Source organism: Chitinophaga sp. CB10 (assembly GCA_001870995.2).
Taxonomy (GTDB): domain Bacteria; phylum Bacteroidota; class Bacteroidia; order Chitinophagales; family Chitinophagaceae; genus Chitinophaga.
Map to the genome: position 1 here is coordinate 621105 of MLAV02000001.1, position 21734 is coordinate 642838.

The window sequence follows — 21734 nt, forward strand, 5'->3', positions numbered from 1 at the left end:
ACCTTAAAAATAACAGCCATTTCCCCCTGGCATAACGCCGTGCGCCTCTTGCGGCAAGACCGTCCGTCTTGCCGCAAGGCGGGTTTAAATCTCTCCCTAAAAAAATAAAAACCAATTATTAGCTTTGCTTATAAAGCTACACGTTATGATCACGCGAAAAATAATTATGCCCATGGCGGCCGCCTGCTTTTGTTTGCATGCCTACGCCCAGCAGGAGATGCCGCTGTACCCGGATTCGGTTGTCAACAGCCGCAAAGCGTCCAACAACGAAGGAAAAGTAGAACGCGCCGATGGGGGAATCGGCTACTCCCGCGTCTCCGTACCTACGGTACAGATTTTTAAAGCCCCGGCCGGTAAAGCGAACGGCGCAGCCATGGTAGTATGCCCCGGCGGCGGCTACTCCGGCCTCGCCTATACGAAAGAGGGTATCAATTTTGCCAAACGCCTCAACGAAATGGGGGTGACGGCAATCGTACTTAAATACCGCATGCCCAACGATACCACCATGTGGGACCGCTCCATCGGCCCGCTGCAGGATGCGCAACAGGCCATCCGCCTGGTAAGGCAGCATGCGGCGGAATGGCAAGTGGATGTGAACCGGGTCGGACTCATGGGATCCTCTGCCGGCGGGCACCTGGCCTCCACCGCAGGCACGCATTTTAAAAAATCGTATATCCCTAACCGGGAGCAAACCAACCTCCGGCCGGACTTCCTGGTGCTGGTGTACCCCGTGATCAGCATGGCGGACAGCATTACCCATCGCGGCTCGCGCAATAACCTTATTGGGAATAATCCGCCGGCGGAAAAAGTACAGGCATTCAGCAACGAGCTGCAGGTGACGCCTGAAACGCCGCCTACCTTCCTCGTTCACGCCACGGATGATAAAGTGGTAGGGGTGGAAAACAGCATTTATTTTTACAGCGCGCTTGTACGTAATAAAGTACCGGCGGAACTGCATGTTTACGAACGGGGCGGCCATGGCTTTGGCATGCAAACGAGCAACCCGGATGAACACTGGATGGACCGGTTGGAGAATTGGCTGCGTGATAATGGCTGGTTGAAGAAGAAGTAGGAATTCCAACGCAATGGTTGGCTGAAATAACAACAGTTGGGGAAACTTGGCGTCCTGTACATCCTAAACAAGGTTTTGTCCGGAACCTCTTATCAGCGCCAATGCACCAGCATTTAAAAACATAGCACCCACAAAAAAAGGTGACCGCTTCACACGGTCACCTTTTCAGTTTTTAGGAGGATATGGGTGATGATTACAGACCATCTTTCCAGTTCGGATTCTGGGTCAGATTCTTATTCAAATTACGCTCCTGCGTTGGAATAGGATAGAGGTAATCACGGGTCTCGTCAAACTGTTTCGTGATATTCGGGTTCACCACAATCGGCCCGCCGGCGCTGCCTTTTTCCAGGCTGATCTCCGTGCCGAGCTTCAGGTAGGCCGGGCCTTTCGGGCCGCTGGGCTTCGTGCCTTCATAGATCACTACATCAATGACGCCGTCCTTATCCAGGTCGTACTGGCCTGCGCCAGGGAAGTACATGCCCTTGAACTGCCTGGTCAGCAGCGCGCCTTCCTTCCAGCGGGCCAGGTCATGCCAGCGGAAGTTTTCCATCACCAGCTCAATCCTGCGCTCCCGGCGGATCTCCAGGATGGCCCCACTAAGGCTTTTGTTCGCATAGCGCGCCGCTTCATAAGGGTCCGGGTTGGCATTGGCCGCCGCCACATCCAGGGTAGGCATGCCTACGCGGTCGCGCAGCAGCTTGATGGACCGGTCAATGTCGCCCTGCGTCAGCTGCCCCAGCTCGGCTTTAGCCTCCGCATAGTTTAGCAGCACTTCCGCGTAACGGAAAACAGGCATGTCGTTATCGTTCTTCGTATAGGAGTCATGCGTTTCGTCCGTCACATATTTAATCAGCTGGTAGCCGGTAACGGAAGCGCCGAAGTCAGGCACCAGCCGGTTGGTATTGCCGATGCGCGTATAGCCCGGCGTACGGATCGTTTGCGCCAGGCGCGGATCGCGGCCCTGGCATTCGTCGAAGAACTGCATTTTATCGTAACCCGGCTTGTCCGTAAACCTGCTGCCATCCTTCATCAGGTAACTGTTCACGAAACTTTTTTCCAGGCCGGGCTGGCCGTAGGAAGCCGTAATCGTATAGTAGTTCGCGTTATGATAGAGTTGCAACGTACCGCTGAACCGGCGGGTTAAAATGATTTCATCCGGGTTGGCGTCCTTCGACGTAAACAGCTCCCGGTAAGCGTTTGCCGGCGTGCTGGTATAAATGCGGTATGGGCCGCGGGTAATCAGCGTATCGGCTGCCGCAGCGGCCAGCTGCAGGAATTTGTTGGCGTCCGGCAGGTTGAATTCAGGGTGGTATTTGCGGAAAGTGCCTTCAAACAGGCATATGCGCGACTTCAGCGCCAGCGCCGTCCATTTATTCACCTGCTCCGGGTTTTTGGTGGCGTCCAGGTTGGCGATGGCCGTATCAATGTCCGCCAGGATGGAATCCATAATGAGCGTGCGCGGGTCGCGCGGCTTCTGTAATTCCGGATCGTTGGTTTCCATCGGCTTGTTGTACCAGGGCACATCGCCGAATTTTTTCACCATCTCATAATAGAACCATGCCCGGAAGAACCGCGCCGCGCCTGCGTATTTGCGGGTGGCGCTGTAAGGTAGCACGCGGTTGTAGTTGACCATGAAATAGTTGATCTTGCGCAGCTCCGTCCAAGTCCATCCGCCGCCGGTTACCGGCACCTGCCTGCGGCCGGTCAGGAATTCGGAAGTACTGGACTTCACCACATTGTCCATATCCTCGTTATATACCCCTTCGGCATCGGGCACCATGGAATACATAGAATTGACATATAGTTGCAGGTCTTTTTCTGTTTTAAAATAATTGTCGGGAGATATTTTTGCGAGCGGGTCGCGGTCCATGAATTTTTTACACGCACCCATGGAGAGGGCCAGCAGCGCCAGTATCGCTATATGGAAAGTTTTCATTGACAATGCTTTTTTTTTCTGGTTAGAACGAAATATCCACGCCTACGGCATAGGTTTTACTGAACGGGTACACGCGACCGTTCGCATCGGTGCGCACCAGGTTAGGATCGCTGGAAAGCTGCTCCGGGTCCAGGTATTTGCTTTTCAGCTTGGTGAAGGTCAGCAGGTTTTCGCCGCTGAAGTACACGCGGAAGCGGGTCAGCTTCAGGCGCTGCAGCAGGGCCGCCGGCAGGGAATAACCAAGGATCAGGCTTTTCAGGCGGATGTAGGCGAGGTCCTGCAGGTAACGGTCGTTGTTTTCCTTCAGGGAGCCGTTATCATTCAGCGCAATATAGCCGCGGAGGCGGGGGAAGTAGGAGTCCGGGTTGCTTTCGCTCCAAAGCTTTTCAGGGAAATCCTTCGGAATGAACGACATGTACGGACGGGAAAACGGTCCCCAGAATTTATCCGCGTTATTGCCGGGATACCAGTGCTGGCGGCCTATTCCCTGGAAGAAGATGCTGAAGTCGAACCCGTTCCAGTCAGCGCCGCCGCGGATGCCAAACGTATAACGCGGCAGGGAGTTGCCGATGATGCGCTGATCGCCGGGATTGCTCACCGTGTTCTGCCCTTTGTTGATAGCGCCGTTGTTGTCGAGGTCGGCGAATTTCAGATCGCCGGCGCGCAGCTTGCCCCATTCGCCCGGCGCGGAAAAAATATTGTTGCCTACCTGCGTCTGGTCTACTTTCCAGTCCGCCGCTTCCTTATCGTCCTTGAAATATCCGAGGATGCTGTACCCCCAGATTTCGCCCAGCTGCTTTCCTACGTAGTAATCGCTCAGGATCTGGTTAGGGTTGTCGAACTTGGTGATCTCTGCTTTGAAATCGCCCATGTTCACGCCGATGTTATAGTTCAGCGGCTTGCGGCCTACGGTCACGCTGTTCCGCCAGTCGATATTGATTTCCCAGCCTTTGGAACGTAAGTCCGCCGCATTCATTTTAGGCTCGGTAGCGCCAAATACTGCCGGCAGCGTCATGCCCTTGGTGAGCATATCCTTGGTATTGCGGATGTACCAGTCGAACGTCACATTCAGCTTATTGCGGAGGAAGGCCATGTCCACCCCAAAGTTGGTGGAGTTCACCTTTTCCCAGGTGAGGCTGGCGGTGATAGGCGTGGGCAAGCTCACGTACTGGGTGCGTTTGCCGCTGGTGATATAGCTATTGGTGCCGATGCTCATCAGCGGGATGTAAGGGTAGTAGTTATTCTTCACATCCTGGTTGCCCAGCGCGCCGTAGGATGCGCGCCATTTCAGGTCCGTGATCACATTTTTCAGCGGCGCGAAGAAGGGTTCTTCTGACATGCGCCAGCCTGCGGAAACGGAAGGGAAGAAGCCGAAGCGGCTGCTGGCCGGGAACCGGGAGGAGCCATCGTACCGGCCGTTGAACTCTACGAGGTATTTATCCGCGTAGCTGTAGGCGGCGCGGCCAAATGCGCCCAGGAGCGCCAGCTCTTCGTTATTGCTGTTCACCGTCGCGTCGCCGGAGCCCAGCGCTACTTCGTTCAGGTCTTCGGAAAGAATGTCGTTGCGTTGTGAATACAGCATTTTCATGCGCTGCAGTTCCTGGTTTACGCCGGCTGTCAGGGAGATGCTGTGTTTGTTGATATGCTTGTTATAGTTGCCGTACACGTTCACCACGTGGGTGGTCCGGTTGTTATTTTGCTGCCAGAGGTTATCGTTAAACACGTAGCTGATCACGCCCGGGTAAATGGACCATGGCGCGGCGGTTTGGCGGTGGAAGCTGCTGCCGTTGGCCACCGTCAGCGTGTAATTGCCGATGACGTTGAAGTCTGGTGAAATTTTGAACGTGGCCGCAACGGTGTTAACCAGTTCCAGCTGTTTGGTGCCGCCTTTACTTTTACCATGCAGCAGGTCCGCATAAATACCGTCGCCAATGGTGTAGTTGTTCAGCTCCGTCCGGTAGGTGGCCGTACCATCAGGGTTTACCGGCACGTAGGAGGGCAGGGCGTGTACGCTGACGGACACGAAGTTGTCGTTCACGCCGGCGCCCGGGTACGTATAGTCGTACGCGTTAACCTGCGTGTTGCTGCTCAGCACCAGCCAGGGTTTTACTTCCGCTTCCACTTTAGCGCGGAAGTTATAGGAGTTATAGATATCCTGCTGGATGCGCATCATCCCTTTCTTTTGGTAGGCGCGGCCGGATACCATGTAGTTGATCTTGTCGTTACCGCCGCTGATGTTGAGGCTGTGTTCCATGGAGGGCATCACATCGCGGAACATGGTATGCCACCAGTCGGTATTCCCGTAGTACACGTACATGTCTTTTCCTTTACGGTTCTGGATCACGACGGAAGGCAGGGTGGGGTCGGTCTTTCTTTTCAGCAGTTCTTCATAATCTTCGTCCGTATAACCGGTGTAGGTTTTGCCAAGGGTGATTTTAAACGCTTCATCGTTGAGCATGGCGGCATCATAGCCGCTGGTGATGAAGTCCGTACGGGTGGTTTGTTTGCTCCAGCTGTAGTTAGTGCCGTAGCTGATCTGCATTTTACCGGCCTTTCCTTTCTTCGTGGTGAGCAGCACTACGCCGAATGCGCCGCGCGCGCCGTAGATGGCGGCGGAAGCGGCATCTTTCAGTACGCTGATGGATTCGATGTCCCGGGGGTTAACGGTATTGATATCGCCGGGGATGCCATCGATGAGGATGAGCGGTCCGCCGCCGGAGATGGAGGTAAACCCGCGGATATTGAGGGTGGCGGTGCTGCCGGGGCGGCCGTCCCCGAAGTTGACGTTGAGGTTGGGCACCGCGCCTTGCAGCGCCTGGCCAATGTTGGCTACCGGGCGACTCTCAATGACGCTCGCGTCCACCTGGGCAACGGCGCCGGTGAGGTTGACCTTCTTCTGTACGCCATAACCAACCACCACCACATCTTTAATTTTTGAGCGGCTGCTCCCGAGGGTGATGGTAAGAAAGTTGCTGCCGGAAACCGGGACCTCTTTGGTGTCGTACCCTACGTAGGATACCACGAGGACGTCGCCCGGTTTGACGGACGCGAGGGCAAAGCCGCCGTCCGCATTGGTGACAACCCCTTTGCGGGTGCCTTTGACAGCGATGGTCACGCCGAGCAGCGGCTCTTTGCTATCCCCGTCAATTACCTTTCCTTTCAGGCCAAATTCCTGTTCATCTTTTTTATATACGATCAGCAAGTCATTTTTTTCGCGGTAGCCAAGGGTGGTGTTGGCCAGCAGGGAGTCGAGCAGGGCCTCCGCCGTACCGTAAGATTCCAGGGACGTGTAGCGGTAGCTGTTAGTAGCCGATTCGTCAAACACCAGCCGGTAGTGGGTTTGCCGGGCCACCTGTTTCAGCACTTCACTCAGGGTAGCGCTGCCCGTCTTAAAGGCAACAGTCTTTTTCAGCGATTGCCCTTCCAGGTTTTTTGCCCAGACGGACAAGCTGATAGCTGCCATGCATGATGTCAGGAAACTAAGACGCATAAGGTAACGGATTGTAGAATTACTTACTACATTTTTCATACATTTGAAGGGTTTTTATGAAATTTTAAAAACAGGCTGCCATATCCGGTAAGTCGCATTACGGATGGATGTGTCAGCATCAAAGGAACCGGTTAAGTTGGCGCTTAACCGGTTTTATTTTATGTGTTAATAGATGAAATAAGTGTTGTTACTTTTTTTATAGTTTAACTGATGCACCAGGCAGATGGCCTGGAGGATGCTCTCCGCATCGTGGTGACTGTTGAAATCTCCGGAAACCCTGTACTGTTGTGCTTTCGCGCTCATTAGCCTGATTTGAATCTGATAGCGGTTTTCAAGAGTGGCGGCTACCGTGGCCATGGCGCTTTGGCGAAACACCAGCTCGGCGGCGCACCAGGCGGTGGAAATACTTGCCGGCTCCCGGAAGAATTGTTGTGAATGGTCGAGGGTATTGATGGCAATACCTTCGTTGGGCGATAGCAGGGCAGCGCGGGCGGATGTGCTGGAATCTGCTGCTACCTTTACTTTTCCGGTTTTCACTACAATGCTCACTGTATTTTTTTCGTTGTCCATCTTTAGGTTAAAAGAGGTGCCCAGTACGGTGGTGACGGTCGTGCCGGCCACTACTTTAAAAGGCTTGTCCGGCTGTTGTTTGACAGCTATAAATACTTCTCCATTCTCCAGTATAAGCGTTCTTGTATAATCGTTAAAAGTTGTTTCGTATTTGAAGCGCGCGCCTTTGTTCATAATCACGATAGAACTGTCCGGCAGCCGCCTGCGGGTAACGCTGCTGTCGTTACTAACGGTAACGTATGTACGATAAATCACTTCCGTGTTAAACCGTACCTGTTTTTTAGCGCCCGGGCGCAGGAGCCAGGCGAGGCTGCCGGCGCCGAGTGCGATGATAACGATAGCGGCTATACGACCGATGGCGCGCCATATTCCCGGCCGTTTTTCTTCCAGTTCCGGCGGGTTGTAGCCGGCATCCTGGCGGATATGCTGCAGCATATCTTCGCGGATGTCCTGCAGGTCCCTGGCGGACAGGTGGACGGGCGTTTCTTCTGCCTGGGCAAACCACTCTTCCAGTTGTTTTAACTCTTCGGGCGTAGCTTCTCCTTTCAGGTACCTGTCGGCGATAATTTTTATTTGCTGGTTGTTCATCATTTTAGCGCTGCTACTTAGGTAGCGTCAAAAAATGAAGGGTAGTACCATCTTCGAATGTTAACTAATTGTTAAAGAAGAAAATAATGCCGGGCACGAGGGCCGGGATCAGCGTGGCCTCGCGCAGTTCGGCGCGCAGGCGGGTCAGTGCTTTGGATAATTGGTTTTTCACGGTTTGTTCTGATAAAGATAATTCGCTGGCTATTTCAGCGATGGTTTTATGATGGTGGCGACTGAGGGTATAAACCTGTTTCATTTTGAAGGGCAGGCGTTCCACTGCAGTGGCCAGGAGGCGTTTGAGTTCTTTTTCATGGAGGCGGTCGTCCGTATCGGTAGCGGCGGAGAGGTCCATGGTGGCTTGCGAATCGTGCAGCGGCGCGGGTTGCGGCTGTGCGATGCTTCGGAGTATTTCATATCTCACGGCAGCAAAGAGGTAGGAGCGGAGCGCGCCGCTGAGTACAAGGCTGCTGCGTCTTTTCCATAGCCCGATGAATACATCCTGGACAACGTCCTTGGCGGGCGCGGTGAGCCGCAGGCACTTGAACGCATAGAGGAACAGCGGTTCCCAGTAACGGTTGTACAATATCTCATAGGCCGCCGCATCATCGTTTGCAACACGTTGAAACAGGTCATTGTCGGTAAGATATTTATACTTCATGGAATAGAAACGTCAGATATGGTACGCAAGATAAAAATAGCGGATAAGAATTGATTTTACGTTATTGTTAACAAGAAAATTTTAAAGGGGGGATAGGTGGGATGACATATAATTTCACGAGGCGGTAGTGGCCCGTCTGGGCGGCAGAAGAAGCAGTGCGGTATGCCATGGCGGCGGGGGCGTGCTATGGGGTGTTGGTAAATGAAGGGGGCGCCGCAATGTAAAATAAATCCCGGCGCCGCACCAGCCTGCGAGTATTTACTGAGGATGCCGGCGCCTGCTGTGGCGGTGGCATGCCCTTCGCTTCTCATGCATTCTTTCCCTACCTTCGCCTTATGGAATGGAACCACATACTCCCGTTTGACGCCTTCAGGGAAAGCTTTGCGCATCTTTATACAGCAGGCGAAGACTTGCAGCAGGGATACCAGCAGTTTGTTTCCCGCAGGGAGATGGAAATCCTCGCGGCCGGGCATTTTCACCGCGCAGGGGAGGAATACCTGCGGCAGGGCAGCGTGCCGTTTCATCACCAGTATTTCCGCCTGGCGGACCTCGCGCCCGGCCAGCTCTATTGTATGATCCGCCCGGATGATGCAGATGCGGTGCTGCTATCCCTCGCCCCGGGAAATACGGGTTATAGTGTAGGGGTGAGATATATGCGGCTGCTGGATAACACTTTCGCGGCCACTATCCCGGAGGGCGCGGGCGCCGCCTGTTATCAGCAATTACAGCGGGCCATTCAGCAGGCGATCGTGCCTGCGCCTGGTCTAAAACGTACGGCCGGTACGCGTTATGAGCTCGGCTGGCGGAATGGGACTACTCTGGAGTTGGCGGTGCAACGTAGCCCGGAACCGGGGTCGCCGGTGCAGCGGGTAGCTGACCTGGTGAAAGGGTTGATCGCGTATGGTGAAACAGGGGAGGAGCTCTTACTGGAACGGGTACACGAACTTTATAACATTCTTTAACTGCCTGCTGCGCAGTGCTACCGCTGCCGGACTTTACCGCACTGCGTACACTCCTAACGCTTTCCCACACTCCGCACACCTAACGCTTTCCCGCACTGCGTACACTCTTAACGCTTTCCCACACTGCGTACACCTAACGCTTTTCCACACTCCGTACACCTAACGCTTTCCCACACTCCGCACACTCCTAACGCTCTTCCCCGCAACGCCACCGCAGCGCCCACAACAAAATTTTCTCCCCCCGTTTTTTGTTTTCCGCTTTTTAATTATCTTCATGCAAACGATTGCAATCCGTTCTTACCTCCTCTCTCCGGATAGGGGAGCAACTTTGTGATTCCCGAAATGTAGCGAAAATCCTGTATCATTTTTATGTAGCCTTTTTCAACCAAACAGCAATGCTGTAACCCACTAAAAATTGCACTATGAAACAATTCCACATGCACCGGTGGCTATCCATCGCCATCCTGTTATTGTTCGCCCTCAACCTTTCTGCCCAAACGCCTGTAGCAAAAAACGGTCAGTTAAGCGTTATCGGCCTCAAACTCTGTAACCAGTACGGCAACCCCATTCAGCTCCGCGGCATGAGCACCCACGGTCTCCAATGGTACGGCTGGGGAAGCTGCCTCACGGAAGCCTCCCTCGACGCGCTGGCGTACGACTGGGGCGCAGACGTACTGCGAATATCCATGTACGTGCAGGAAGGCGGTTATGCCTCCGACCCCGCCGGGTTTACCGCACAGGTGAACCGCCTCATCGAGGAGGCCACCGAAAGGGGAATGTATGCACTGGTAGACTGGCACCAGCTTACGCCCGGCGATCCGAACGCCAACCTCTCGCTGGCCAAAACCTTCTTTACCGCCATCGCCAACCAGCATAAAAACAAAAACAACATCATCTACGATGTTTGCAATGAGCCCAACGGCGTATCCTGGGCTACCATTAAAACCTACGCCAACCAGATCATCCCCGTGATCCGCGCCATCGATAACGATGCGGTGATCCTCGTGGGCACCCACGCCTGGGCTTCCATGGGTATCTCTGACGGCCGCAGCGCACAGGATATCGTGAGCAACCCGCTCAACTTTCCCAATATCATGTACACCTTCCACTTCTATGCCGCCGACCATGGCACGGAATACCTCAATGAGCTCGACTGGGCATCCGACCGCCTGCCCGTATTTGTTACGGAATTTGGCTCCCAGGAAGCCAGCGGCGATGGCCCTAACGACTTCGCCATGACCCAGCAATATATCGACCTCATGGCCCGCAAGAAGATCAGCTGGTGTAACTGGAACTATTCGGACGATTTTCGCAGCGGCGCCGTGTGGACCACCGGCACCTGCTCCGCCGGGCCATGGACCACGGCGCGACTCAAACCCGCCGGCGCATGGATCCGCCAGCGCATGCTCTCCCCGGCGGACGACTTCCCCGGCGGCGGTACCACGCCCGCCTGCACACCGGTGACCGCCAGCGCCGATGATGGCAACGTGGCCGCCAACGTGCTGGACAACGACCTGAATACCCGCTGGTCCGCCTTCGGCGACGGACAGTGGATCCAATTCTGCCTCAACGATACCGCCAGCGTGAGCGGCGTGAAAATAGCCTTCTATAACGGTAACACCCGTACGTCCACCTTCGATGTGCTGGTATCCCTCAACGGTACCAGCTGGACCAGCGCCGCTACCAACAAAACCAGCAGCGGTACCAGCACCGCCCTCGAAACGTTCAGCTTCCCGGCTGTAACTGCCAGGTATGTACGCATCGTTGGCCACGGCAACAGCGCCAACGCCTGGAACAGCTATACGGAAGTAAAAATCGTTCAGCAGCCCGTTACCACGCCTGCCTGCGCGCCCGTTACCGCCAGCGCGGATGATGGCAACGTGCCCGCCAATACGCTGGACAACGACCTGAACACCCGCTGGTCCGCCTCCGGCGACGGGCAATGGATACAATACTGCCTCGGCGCCGTGAAAACCGTTACCGGCGTGCAGATAGCGTTCTATAACGGTAATGTACGTACGTCGTATTTCGACATCTCCGTATCGCAGGACGGCGCCAGCTGGACCAACGCCGCCACCGGCCTGCAAAGCAGCGGTACCAGCACCGCCTTGCAAACATTCAACCTGACCCCCGTAAGTGCCAAATACGTACGTATTATTGGGCATGGCAATTCAGCGAACGCGTGGAACAGTTATTCCGAGGTGAAAGTTAATACCGCCAGTACGCTGCAATCCATCACGCAGGGCAGTTTAGTTATCTCCCCCAAAACAAACCCGGTAACGGAAGATAAAATGACGGTAAGTCCGAACCCTGTTGGCGCTACATTGAATGTGCGGCTGGAACTCAAGCGCCCGGGCAGGGTGGCGCTATTGCTGTACGATATGAACGGCAAACCCGTAACGACCTTTATCAATACTGCCATGCAGGCCGGGGTACATAACATCCCTGTAAAAACAGGCCACCTCACGCCTGGTAATTACATCATACAATTGCATAGCAACGGGAAAACAGTGGCGGAAAAAATCCAGAAACTATAAGCAGCCTGCCATACAAAAAAAGGGTGTATCAACAACTGATACACCCTTTTTAGTTGGACGGGGATGCACTCATCCACCGTTTCGTATATCCTTTGGGTTTAGCCCGGACTGCGATTTGACGAACTTGTTAAAATGACTGACATCGCTGAAACCAAAGTCGGCGCTGATTTCCTTCATCAGGTCAGTACTGTATTTCAGGCGCGCGGCAATCAGCTGGTATTTATATTTGGAGATATAATCCTTCACGGATAAACCTACTTCCCTCCGGAACAACATGGCCAGGTAGCTGGCGGACAAATGAAACGCGGCCGCCAGGCGGTCCAGCGTAAGCAGCGCCGGCTGCTGTATATGCGCGTGGATATGCTGCATCAACTGCATGGCTACACTTTCCTTTTGGGGCAGCAGCGCCGGCGTGTCCCTGAAAATATGCCGCTTCAGCAACACGAGTATCGTACGCAGCAAATGTACCATCAGCTCATTGGGCTGCCCGCCCGTATCTTCCCATTCCTTCACGATCATGCGTATCAGCTGCTCCGTCTTCTTCAGGTCCCGCTTGTGATGAATGATGCCGCTCAACTGCTCCTTGTTTACAATCAGTTCATCCATCAGCAGGTTCCAGTTTCGCTTTTCCTTACTGTCCGTACCGCTGAGGTACACGGGCAAAAAACGGATCACGCTGAATTCCGTCTTCTCCCTGATGCTGATCCGGTGATGATCCTCCGGGGCCAGGAGGAACAAGGCTTTGCGGTCATACTTCGTACGCACGTTGTTCAGCACATGCGTGCCGCTGCCTGAATGAAAAAATATCAGCTCGTAGTAATTGTGGTTGTGCTGGGGGAAAGGCCACTGGGTAGTGGTGAAATGACGGATGAAAATCGGCTCAAATTGTACAAAACGCTTCATAATCGATTTTTACAAATTTAGCATTTGAAAGTACAAATTTAATCATTCGCCCGCTGCTAGCTTTGCAAATAAAAAAAGATGAATTTGAGTCAGCATACCCGGCAGGCATGGGGCATTCCCGTGATGGCCGTGTCGGGCGGGATCATCGTTGCCAACCTGTATTACAACCAACCCATCCTGCATCATATCGCGGCCTCCCTGCAGGCGCCGGACAGCAGCATCGGCCGCATGTCCATGACGGCGCAAATGGGCTACGGGCTCGGTATGTTACTCCTAGTGCCCCTGGGAGATATGCTGCACCGCAAGCGGCTGATCGTTACCATCTGCCTGCTTTTGTGTGCCACGCTGCTGCTGACGGCCGCCGCACGTAATACCACCGCCATTCTCTTCCTCAGCTTTTTCACCGGGCTGTTTTCCACGCCGGCGCAAATCATTCTGCCTATGGCGGCGGCCCTCGGCAGGGAAAACCGGGGTAAGACGGTGGGCAAGGTGTACAGCGGCATCCTTTGCGGCATGCTCGGCTCCAGGGTATTGAGCGGACTGATTACCTCCTGGCTGGGTTGGCAGTATGTATTTCTCTTTTCCGCCGTGTTGGTTTGTTGCGCGATTGTGCTGCTGGCGCTCTTCCTGCCGGAAATCCCGCCCAGGTTCAGAGGCAGTTACGGCGGATTGCTGAAATCCACGCTGGGGCTGATAAAGGAATACCCTGTATTGCGTCAATCAGCCTTGCTGGGCGCTTTTACCTTCGGGGCTTTTTGCTCCTTCTGGACCACCGTAACGTTTCACCTGAGCGGCGCGCCTTTTCATTATAGCACGGCGCAGATAGGGCTGTTTGGCATTATCGCCATCGGCGGCGCGCTGGTGGCGCCGGTATTCGGGAAGGCGGCGGACAAAGGCAATGTGTTCAGGGGGCTGTACCTCTCCGTAGGCATGATGGCCGCCAGCATTATGCTGTTGAAAATGTTTCCCTATTCGACGACCCTCCTCATCGCCGGCATCTTCTTCCTGGACATTGGCGTGCAGGCCACGCAAATCACCAATTTCACCCGTATCTACGCCTTGAACGAACATGCCCACAGTCGCCTCAATACGGTGTACATGACCACCTATTTCATCGGCGCCGCCATCGGCACCGGTTTCGGACTGCTGAGCTGGAAAATGGGCGGTTGGAATATGGCCACCTGGCAAATGCTGCTTTGGAGCCTGATCGCGCTTACCATTGTAGCGGTTTCCCAACGCAGGAGCGCCACCGCCGGCATGCTCCATAAGGCATAAACCTTGCGGGTGGATTTTCAAATCACTGTCTATGAAAAATCAAACGCTGCTACAAACGATTTGCCTCGGCCTGATCTCCGGCATGCGCAGCTCGCTGGGCCCTGTATTCAGCTGCCTGTACGCCGGCAAGCGCGCCAAAAAAATGGAGAAGCTCCATTTCATGGGAAAAAGCAATACCGGCAAACTGCTGGGAGCAATGGCAGTAGGAGAGCTGATTGCGGATAAGCTGCCGGGCATGGGCAACCGTACCGCCGCTGCCGGCGTCATAGGCCGGGGAATGGCAGGCGCGCTCGCCGGGGCTACCCTCTATGAATGCCAGGGCAAGCAAAGGTGGCGCGGGGCCGCAATCGGCGCTGCGGCAGCAATCGCGGCTACGTACGCGTTTTTCTACCTGCGCCAGGGCGCGGTGAAGCAACTGAAAGTAAAGGATCGCATGGCCGCCTTAGCGGAAGACGCGCTGGCCATCGGGCTTGGTACGCTGGCCACGAAGCTGAAGTAGCACTGCGATTCATTACGCTCACTTCAACGCCGAAGGGTTAATCGCATACTTATTCTTGAACGCATACGAAAAATGCGACAGGTCCTCAAACCCCACTTCCAGGTACACATCCGACGGGGTGCGCCCTCTCTGCGCAATCTGGAAATGCGCTTCTTCCAGGCGCTTATCCAGCAGCCATTTGCTGGGGGAGGTATGGAATATCTTTTCAAAATCCCGCTTGAATGTGCTGAGGCTACGGCCGGTCAGATAGGCAAACCTGCTAAGGCTCACATTGAAACGGAAATTCTGCAGCATAAAACTTTCCAGGTCAATTTTGCCAGGCTCGGAAAAATCGAAGAGGATATTTTTTACCTCGGGGTTAACCTGCAGCAGCAATAACACCGCCTCGCGGACCTTCAGGTCCATGATGGCCTCCTGCTCCTGTGGCGGCATTTGCAAATAGACGAGCACGGAATCCATAAAGCTTTTATACAGCGGACTGTCCTTCAGCTGTATGGCCACATCCGTAACGGGAGAGGGAGCAACGTCCGTAAAGCCTTTCTCCTGGCTGATCTTACGCAGCAGCTCCTGGTCGATGTACACGGATATACTCCGGTAATCGCCTTTTGTTCCCATGTCCTTCACGAATTTCGCCAGCTTGTTCCGGCGATTCAGCCTGAAGTCCCCTTCATTTACGACGATGGTTTTATGCGCATCGCTGATCGTTAGTCGCCCGCTTACCTGCATGCTGAACACATGTTCGGGAATGAACTGCTCACCCTCCGTACTCCTGCTGAAATAGCAATTGTATAATATCTTGCTTTTATGCATACTTCATTATTTAAGCGGATAGCAACGGCCTGTTACTATCCGCTTGCCTGCTGTTCTCAAATTTAACTCAAAATCGTTTTAGGCTCCAGGTATTCTTCCAGGCCATACACCCCAAATTCGCGTCCCACGCCGGATTGTTTGAATCCGCCAAAAGGGGCCATCGGGTCGTGCTTGAAGCCGTTGATCGCCACGCGGCCTGCTTCCAGCCGGGCTGCTACCTTCTTCGCCTGCGCCAGGTCCTGCCCCTGCACATAGGCCGCGAGTCCGTACGTGGTATCGTTGGCAATGGCAATCGCTTCGTCGATGGTATGGTACGGAATCACTGACAGCACCGGCCCGAAGATTTCTTCCCTGGCGATGCGCATGTTGTTGTTTACGTCCACGAACACCGTCGGCTGTACGAAGTTGCCCGCTTCGAGCCCGGCAGGCTGCCCCAGGCCGCCGGCAAGGAGGGTAGCGCCTTCCGCCAGGCCCGTCCGGATATAACCCTGTACGCGCTCAAATTGTTTTTTGCTCACCATGGGGCCTACCTGCGTGTCGGGGTCCGCGGGGTTACCCACTTTTACATTGGCCACCGTTTTACGCAGCAGGGCTTTCACCTCTTCCATCCTGGACGCCGGCGCCAGCAGGCGGCTAGCGGCTATGCAGGCCTGCCCGTTGTTCATAAAGGCGGCAGCAACGGAAAGGGGAATGGCCTCTTCCAGGTTGGCATCTTCCAGGAGGATGTTGGGAGATTTACCGCCCAGCTCCAGGGTGACCCGTTTAACGGTATCGGCGCCTTCCTTAGCAATGGATTTGCCTACCACGGTACTGCCGGTAAAGGAAATCTTGGAGATATCGGGGCTTTTGGTGAGCGTGGCGCCTACTACGGGGCCCAGGCCATTCACGATATTGAAAACGCCTGCCGGCAGGCCCGCTGCATGCAGGGCTTCCATCATTACCTGCGTTTGGATGGCGCTCATTTCGCTGGGCTTGATCACCGCGGTACAGCCGGCGGCAATAGCGGTAGACAGCTTGTTGGCGATAAAACTGTTGCTGGCATTCCAGGGGGTAATGATACCCACCACGCCCACCGGGTCAAGCAGTACGGTGGCGCTGCCCACCTGTTTTTCAAAAGCGAAGTCCTTCAGCACGGCAATGTTGGCGGCAATGCCGGAAAGGGAATTCTCAAAACTGGCTTTGGCAAACTGCAGGATGCCGCCATATTCCTGCACCATGGCATTGATCATGTCGTCCTTCCTGTTTTCAATAGCGGCATACATTCTTTCGAGGTAGCCGATGCGCTCTTCCCGCGTGGTTTGGGAAAAGGTTTTGAACGCCGCCTTCGCCGCGGCAATGGCCTTCAGGGTATCCGCTTCGTTGCCAAGGGCAACTTTCCCCAGCACTTCCTGGTTAACAGGGCTGATCAGGTCAAAAGTCTCTGTTCCTTCCGGTGTTACAAATGCGCCGTTGATGTAAATTTTATCGATGATTTTCATGACTGTTTGTTGTTTGATAACGATACAAAGGTCACTACTAATCACCCCACGCTGGTTTGTTCAGCAGGTCAATCTGCTTTGTTCAACGGTTCATCCAACAATTCCACTTCTTCCGGAATTACGAAAAACAGGGTGCAGCCCATTTGACTGGATACGCTGTGTTTGAAGCCCGGCGGGGTGTACAGGTAATCGCCTGCCTGCAGGGTAGCCCCTTCCAGGATGGCTTCCCCGGCCAGCACAAAAATCTCTTCCCCGGCAGGGTGGTTGTGGTAGGGATACCTGGCCCCCGGCTCAAATTTCAGGAGGATGGTTTTGGACCGGCCGCTTTCCGCATCGTAGCGGAGGGATTTTACGAATATCCCTTTATAATGGATGCCTTTCTCTACCAGGGGTTGCCATTCGGCAGCGTTGCTGCGGGTAATGTAATGTTGAATGTTAGTGTCCATCTTAAACTGTATTATGGGTTTGGGTGGAATAAAATCGTCCGCGACTGAACGATTTGTCAGGTACAAAGTTGGGCAATAACAGGAGGCGGGGAAATAGAGAATCCTTAGAAAAAGATGTAAAATTTAGCGTCCATACTGTTCCTTGAACGCTTTCGGGCTCATACCGGTTTGCTTCTTGAAAAAGTTGGAGAAATAATAAGGGTCGTTAAACCCAAGGGTGTACGCGGCCTCTTTGATGCTGATGTCGCTGTAAATGAGCAGGCGTTTAGCCTCTGACGTGATCAGCCCGTACACTACATGCTGCGCCGTTTTGCCAGCATGGAGCCGGGCCAGCTCATTGAGCTTGATCTCCGTGGCGCCCAGCATCTCGGCGAATTTGGAAACGGGGTAGTTGTGGGCGAAGTTATGCCGCACGGCCTCCAGGAATTTCAGGAAGAGGGCATCCGGCTTCCAGATTTCGTCGCCCCGCTGCACCTTGGCCCGGTTGATGGCCACGAGGAGGAGGGTAATGCGGCTATGTACGGAAATCAGGTATTGGTAGGGGCGGTCAGCGAGTTCTTCGTATATGAGTGCCAGTTGCCCTTCCACCAAAGGCGCGTCTACGGCTATGACCTCATTCTGGTCAAAATGGCAAAACAGCCCGTTGTGAAATATCAGTTCAATATCCTTATCGTCCTTACAAAAGAAGTCCAGCGAAAACTCGAGTACATAACCGGTGGTATTTTCACCGGTGGTATAGTGATGGATCTGCCCGGAGGTAATGGTGACCACTTCGCCGGGATGCAGGGTAAGGGCTTTCCCGTCTACCTGTAAATCTACCCGCCCGCTGCTGCAATAGAGCAGTATATAGCGCATCAGCCGGCGGGGGAGGTGGCTGTCGGCAATGTCGGATATGTGGCTGAGCTGGACCATGGTACTAAGATAAAGGAATCCGCCAACAGGTAAAAGCGGGGGCGATTTCACCCCATGAAACAATCTTCCTGCCTAAATGATGATTTTGACCTGCCTGCCTTAGCCCCGCCCACACTACTTTTAAGTAACAGTGAACCAAAATCAACGCTGTCGAGCATCCGTAAAACAACTATTGTTATGAAAAAAACCTTTACCCTCCTTGTTGCCCTGCTATTCATCCTGGCAGGCAGGGCAACGGCTGCCGGTACTATTGTACCACTGGGCAGCGACAGCACCTTCCGAATGGTAGCCCGCAATGTCTGGGAAATTACCCAGGTCCCCAGCATTGCCGTGGAAACCAAACGAATCAAAACCTCCCTGCAGGTGGCCGACTTCCAGCCCGTTGGCTTAAGGGCTGCCGCCACCGGCCCCCTGGTGATCAATGTGGAACAGCTCAGCGGTACCGGGCTGCCCAAACTCATCATGGGTACCTACGACCGCCAGACGGTGACCACCATCTCCCTCACGGCGGGCGTCAACACCATTACCACGGCCAACGGCCGGGACCTGTACCTGCAGTATTCTTCCGACACGCCGTCGGATGCCAACAAGGTGAGGGTCACTTTCCAAAGCGGCTACGAACAGATGCCGTTCTACATCCTGGGGTACACCACGCATAACGACTGGCTGAACATGCTGGCGGCCGATACCGTGTCCCCCAACGTGACGCTGTCGGCCAATCGTGTATTCATTGTAGTGAGTCGGGTAAAAGCCTTGGAATACAAAAACGAAAACCAGGATACCCTGCTGAAGCTCATGGATAAAGTGATGCAGGCGGAGGGCGACATCTCCGGCCTGGACAACAGCACGCCTACCCATGCGCCCTTCCTGAAAAATAAACTCATGCTGCTGGAAAAAGCCAGCGGCAACCCGGACGCTACTTCTCTGGGCCGCGTACGCATCCCCACCGGCAGCATCAACTGGCTGCTCACGCCTTCGTATATCCTTAACAGTGGGGGATGGGGCGTGTTCCATGAAATAGGGCACCACCACCAGCATTCCAGCTGGACCTGGTCCACCTGTATCGAAGTATGCGTAAATATTTACAGCCTGGCCGCCAAACGCGCCATCCATCCGGATCAGCCGGGAATAGGGGCGAGCGACTGGGATAACATCTTCGCGTACCTCGCCCAGCCGCAGGCCGCCAAGAACTTTAATGCCAGCAGCACGGCGCTGTTCGTGCGGCTGGGCATGTTCCACCAGTTATGGCTTGCTTATGGCGACAGCTTTTACCACACCCTCCATAAGCGTAACCGCGACGAGGCGCCAGCCCCCAGCGGGGACGAAGCAGAGATGCGCCTGTTCATGACCTATGCCTGCCAGATCAGCGGTTACAACCTCGGGAACTTCTTCCGCAACTGGGGCCTGAACGTGAGCCAGTCCGTGTACGACGAGCTGGACGCGCTGGGCCTGCCGCAGCCGCCGGTTGACCCGGCCACCCTCCGGGACGACCTCGTAGCCTCCATCACCACGCCCGCCGCTAACGACGTGTACGGAGCCGGCGATACGGTATTCATCAGCGCTAAAGCTAACGGTCCGGAAAAAGTGAACAAGGTGGAGTTTTACGAGGGAAATAATAAGTTGGGAGAAGATACTGCCGCGCCGTACACCTTCGCGTGGACGAACGTGAGTCCCGGCAGCTATACGCTCACCGTCAAAGCCGTTACTAATTCCGCAACGGTGACCTCCGGACCCGTGAATATCAGCATGAAGGCGATCAGCATTACCAGTCCTGCGGACGGCGCCGCTTTTGCGCGGGGCGCTACCGTTCCCGTTACGGTAAAAGTAGCCGGCACTACGGGCATCCAGAAAATCGAATATTATGCGGACAGCGTGAAGGCCGGAGAGGTGGCCGCCGCGCCTTATACCTTCAACTGGCAGCCTGCCCCCGGTACCCATAACCTTTACGCAAAGCTGGTATATGCCAATGGCGATACGGCCGTATCCGCGGCAGTGGCCACCGTTACCGGCGGCGCCTTCCCCCTGGCGGACGCCTACGTGCGGGACGGCAGCTATGCCAACAATAACTACGGTAACGCCACTACGCTGGTAGTGAAAAAAGATGGCAACGCCAGCTTCAGCAGGATCAGCTTCATAAAATTTGACCTCAGCCAGCTCGCCAACGTCAGCACCGGTAAACTGCGCCTGAACATTATCGGCGCAGGTACGGCCGTTGGCGGCACGCAGTGGCAGGTATGGAAAGTAGGTAACGACGGCTGGACGGAATCCGGCATCACCTGGAACAACCGCCCGGCAGCGGATTCCCTGCTGGCGTCCATCACCGGTAAGAAAACCGGTTACGCGGAGTGGGACCTCAGCGATGCCCTGCTGAAGGAGCTTGACGGCGATAAAGTGCTGACCCTCGCCATACAGTCCTCCGTTTCCGGCCAAACCAACGATGCGACCTTCTCCGCCCGCGAAGTAGCGGACGCCAACCTGCGCCCCGTGCTGCTGGTATATCCTGATACTACCGCCCCGGCCATCGCTGCGCCGGACAGTATCTACGTCCTGAACGACATCGGCGCTACTACCGCCACCTTACAGCTGGCCACCCCGGCCGCTACGGACAGGAGCGGCATTGCTTCCGTTACGAACAATGCGCCGGCAGCCTTCCCGCTGGGCAAAACCATCGTGGTATGGACGGCTACCGACAATGCCGGTAACACCGCCACCGCGCAGCAACTGGTGGAAGTAGGCCTCCGCAAAAGCAAGATCGGTAACGTAACGGTATATGCCGGCACGACCAATAATTCCTCCATCGGCCGCATCGCGGACTTGCAGGCGGAATTGTTCCTGAACGGTACCCTCGTAGGCGCCGGCACGCTGGCGCAGCAGCGCCTGCAAGGCAACACCGCCGGCAGCGCGCAGCAGTTTATCATCCCTATCCAGAGCGACAGTATCCTGTACACGCCGCAGGATCAGCTGCAACTGAAGCTCTCTGCACGTAAAGCCGGCGGCAATGGTACGTATGGTATCAGGGTTTGGTACAATGCGGACGGTACTAACGGTAACGGCTATAGTACGCTGGAAAAATATACCCCGGCAGCTTCCGGCGCGCCGGTATTTGCACTGGCTACGCCATATATGCTGAAGGATACCGCCGGCAATGCCGTGCAGTCCGTTGAAATAACTTTAGGGGAGGAATTTAAGGAGATAGCTACCTGGTCAACGATCGCCGTGCCGTGCAGCTATGGCGAAAGCGAAGCAGCTGCCGGCGACAAAGGGCCGCAGCTGGAGGTATCCGTGTATCCTAACCCGAGCGCCAATGAGTTTGCCCTCAACCTCACGGAAGGCAACAAGGAGGTATTGATCCAGTTGACGGATTTCTATGGCCGCCCGGTGAAGCAGTTGAAGTTTGCAGCCGGCCAGCAGATCAGGTTTGGCGCCGATTTACCGAAAGGCGTGTACTTTGCCTGGGTGAGCCAGGGAGGTAAAACGGCTTTTGTGAAACTGGTGAAGCTGTAATTGTTTGAAATGGCAGCCAATCAAAAATGCTGAAAACTACTCACCAATCATTATACACCCGGCGCTATTAACGGCGCCGGGTTTTTTACCGGGT

15 protein-coding genes are annotated in these 21734 nt (G+C 54.8%); 6 read left to right on the forward strand and 9 right to left on the reverse strand.

Annotated features, from left to right (window positions below):
* The first annotated feature begins 145 nt into the window (after positions 1-145).
* Complete coding sequence (locus BOC67_RS02545; RefSeq protein WP_291906870.1) at positions 146-1072, forward strand: alpha/beta hydrolase; 927 nt, start codon at positions 146-148, stop codon at positions 1070-1072.
* 193 nt (positions 1073-1265) lie between these two features.
* On the opposite strand, the gene BOC67_RS02550 is transcribed toward BOC67_RS02545, so the two are convergent.
* The 4 genes from BOC67_RS02550 to BOC67_RS02565 form a co-directional block, all read right to left on the reverse strand.
* Positions 1266-3008, reverse strand: coding sequence for a RagB/SusD family nutrient uptake outer membrane protein (locus BOC67_RS02550; RefSeq protein ID WP_291906872.1), 1743 nt, complete (start codon positions 3006-3008; stop codon positions 1266-1268).
* A 22-nt stretch (positions 3009-3030) separates the two neighbouring features.
* A complete protein-coding gene (locus tag BOC67_RS02555) occupies positions 3031-6498 on the reverse strand; it encodes a TonB-dependent receptor (protein ID WP_291906874.1) in 3468 nt (1155 codons plus the stop codon).
* A 165-nt stretch (positions 6499-6663) separates the two neighbouring features.
* Positions 6664-7659, reverse strand: coding sequence for a FecR domain-containing protein (locus tag BOC67_RS02560; RefSeq protein ID WP_291906876.1), 996 nt, complete (start codon positions 7657-7659; stop codon positions 6664-6666).
* Between the two features lie 61 nt (positions 7660-7720).
* Positions 7721-8314 carry a sigma-70 family RNA polymerase sigma factor gene (locus BOC67_RS02565; RefSeq protein WP_291906879.1) on the reverse strand — a complete coding sequence of 198 codons (594 nt, stop codon included), beginning with the start codon at positions 8312-8314 and terminating at the stop codon, positions 7721-7723.
* A gap of 335 nt (positions 8315-8649) precedes the next feature.
* Here BOC67_RS02565 and BOC67_RS02570 point away from each other — a divergent pair, with 335 nt between their 5' ends.
* Both BOC67_RS02570 and BOC67_RS02575 read left to right on the forward strand, forming a co-directional pair.
* Positions 8650-9276, forward strand: a complete 627-nt coding sequence (locus tag BOC67_RS02570; protein WP_291906881.1) for a hypothetical protein — start codon at positions 8650-8652, stop codon at positions 9274-9276.
* 422 nt (positions 9277-9698) lie between these two features.
* Positions 9699-11813 (forward strand): cellulase family glycosylhydrolase, encoded by a 2115-nt coding sequence (locus BOC67_RS02575; protein ID WP_291906883.1) that lies wholly within the window; start codon positions 9699-9701, stop codon positions 11811-11813.
* A gap of 69 nt (positions 11814-11882) precedes the next feature.
* On the opposite strand, the gene BOC67_RS02580 is transcribed toward BOC67_RS02575, so the two are convergent.
* On the reverse strand, positions 11883-12716 hold the full coding sequence (locus BOC67_RS02580; RefSeq protein WP_291906886.1) for an AraC family transcriptional regulator: 834 nt from the start codon (positions 12714-12716) through the stop codon (positions 11883-11885).
* Positions 12717-12794: 78 nt separating this feature from the next.
* On the opposite strand from BOC67_RS02580, the gene BOC67_RS02585 reads away from it, so the two are divergent.
* Both BOC67_RS02585 and BOC67_RS02590 read left to right on the forward strand, forming a co-directional pair.
* Positions 12795-13991 (forward strand): MFS transporter, encoded by a 1197-nt coding sequence (locus BOC67_RS02585; protein WP_291906888.1) that lies wholly within the window; start codon positions 12795-12797, stop codon positions 13989-13991.
* A gap of 31 nt (positions 13992-14022) precedes the next feature.
* Positions 14023-14490, forward strand: coding sequence for a DUF4126 family protein (locus BOC67_RS02590; protein ID WP_291906891.1), 468 nt, complete (start codon positions 14023-14025; stop codon positions 14488-14490).
* Between the two features lie 18 nt (positions 14491-14508).
* On the opposite strand, the gene BOC67_RS02595 is transcribed toward BOC67_RS02590, so the two are convergent.
* From BOC67_RS02595 to BOC67_RS02610, 4 genes are all read right to left on the reverse strand, one after another.
* Entirely contained in the window at positions 14509-15300 is a 792-nt protein-coding gene (locus tag BOC67_RS02595) for an AraC family transcriptional regulator (RefSeq protein ID WP_291906894.1), read from the reverse strand.
* 62 nt (positions 15301-15362) lie between these two features.
* On the reverse strand, positions 15363-16778 hold the full coding sequence (locus BOC67_RS02600) for an aldehyde dehydrogenase family protein (RefSeq protein WP_291906896.1): 1416 nt from the start codon (positions 16776-16778) through the stop codon (positions 15363-15365).
* A 68-nt stretch (positions 16779-16846) separates the two neighbouring features.
* Entirely contained in the window at positions 16847-17224 is a 378-nt protein-coding gene (locus BOC67_RS02605; RefSeq protein ID WP_291906897.1) for a cupin domain-containing protein, read from the reverse strand.
* A 123-nt stretch (positions 17225-17347) separates the two neighbouring features.
* Positions 17348-18136, reverse strand: coding sequence for an AraC family transcriptional regulator (locus BOC67_RS02610; RefSeq protein WP_291906900.1), 789 nt, complete (start codon positions 18134-18136; stop codon positions 17348-17350).
* Between the two features lie 177 nt (positions 18137-18313).
* On the opposite strand from BOC67_RS02610, the gene BOC67_RS02615 reads away from it, so the two are divergent.
* The gene (locus BOC67_RS02615) at positions 18314-21640 is read left to right on the forward strand and encodes a M60 family metallopeptidase (protein WP_291906902.1); all 3327 of its coding nucleotides are present in this window, start codon (positions 18314-18316) and stop codon (positions 21638-21640) included.
* Positions 21641-21734 lie beyond the last annotated feature (94 nt).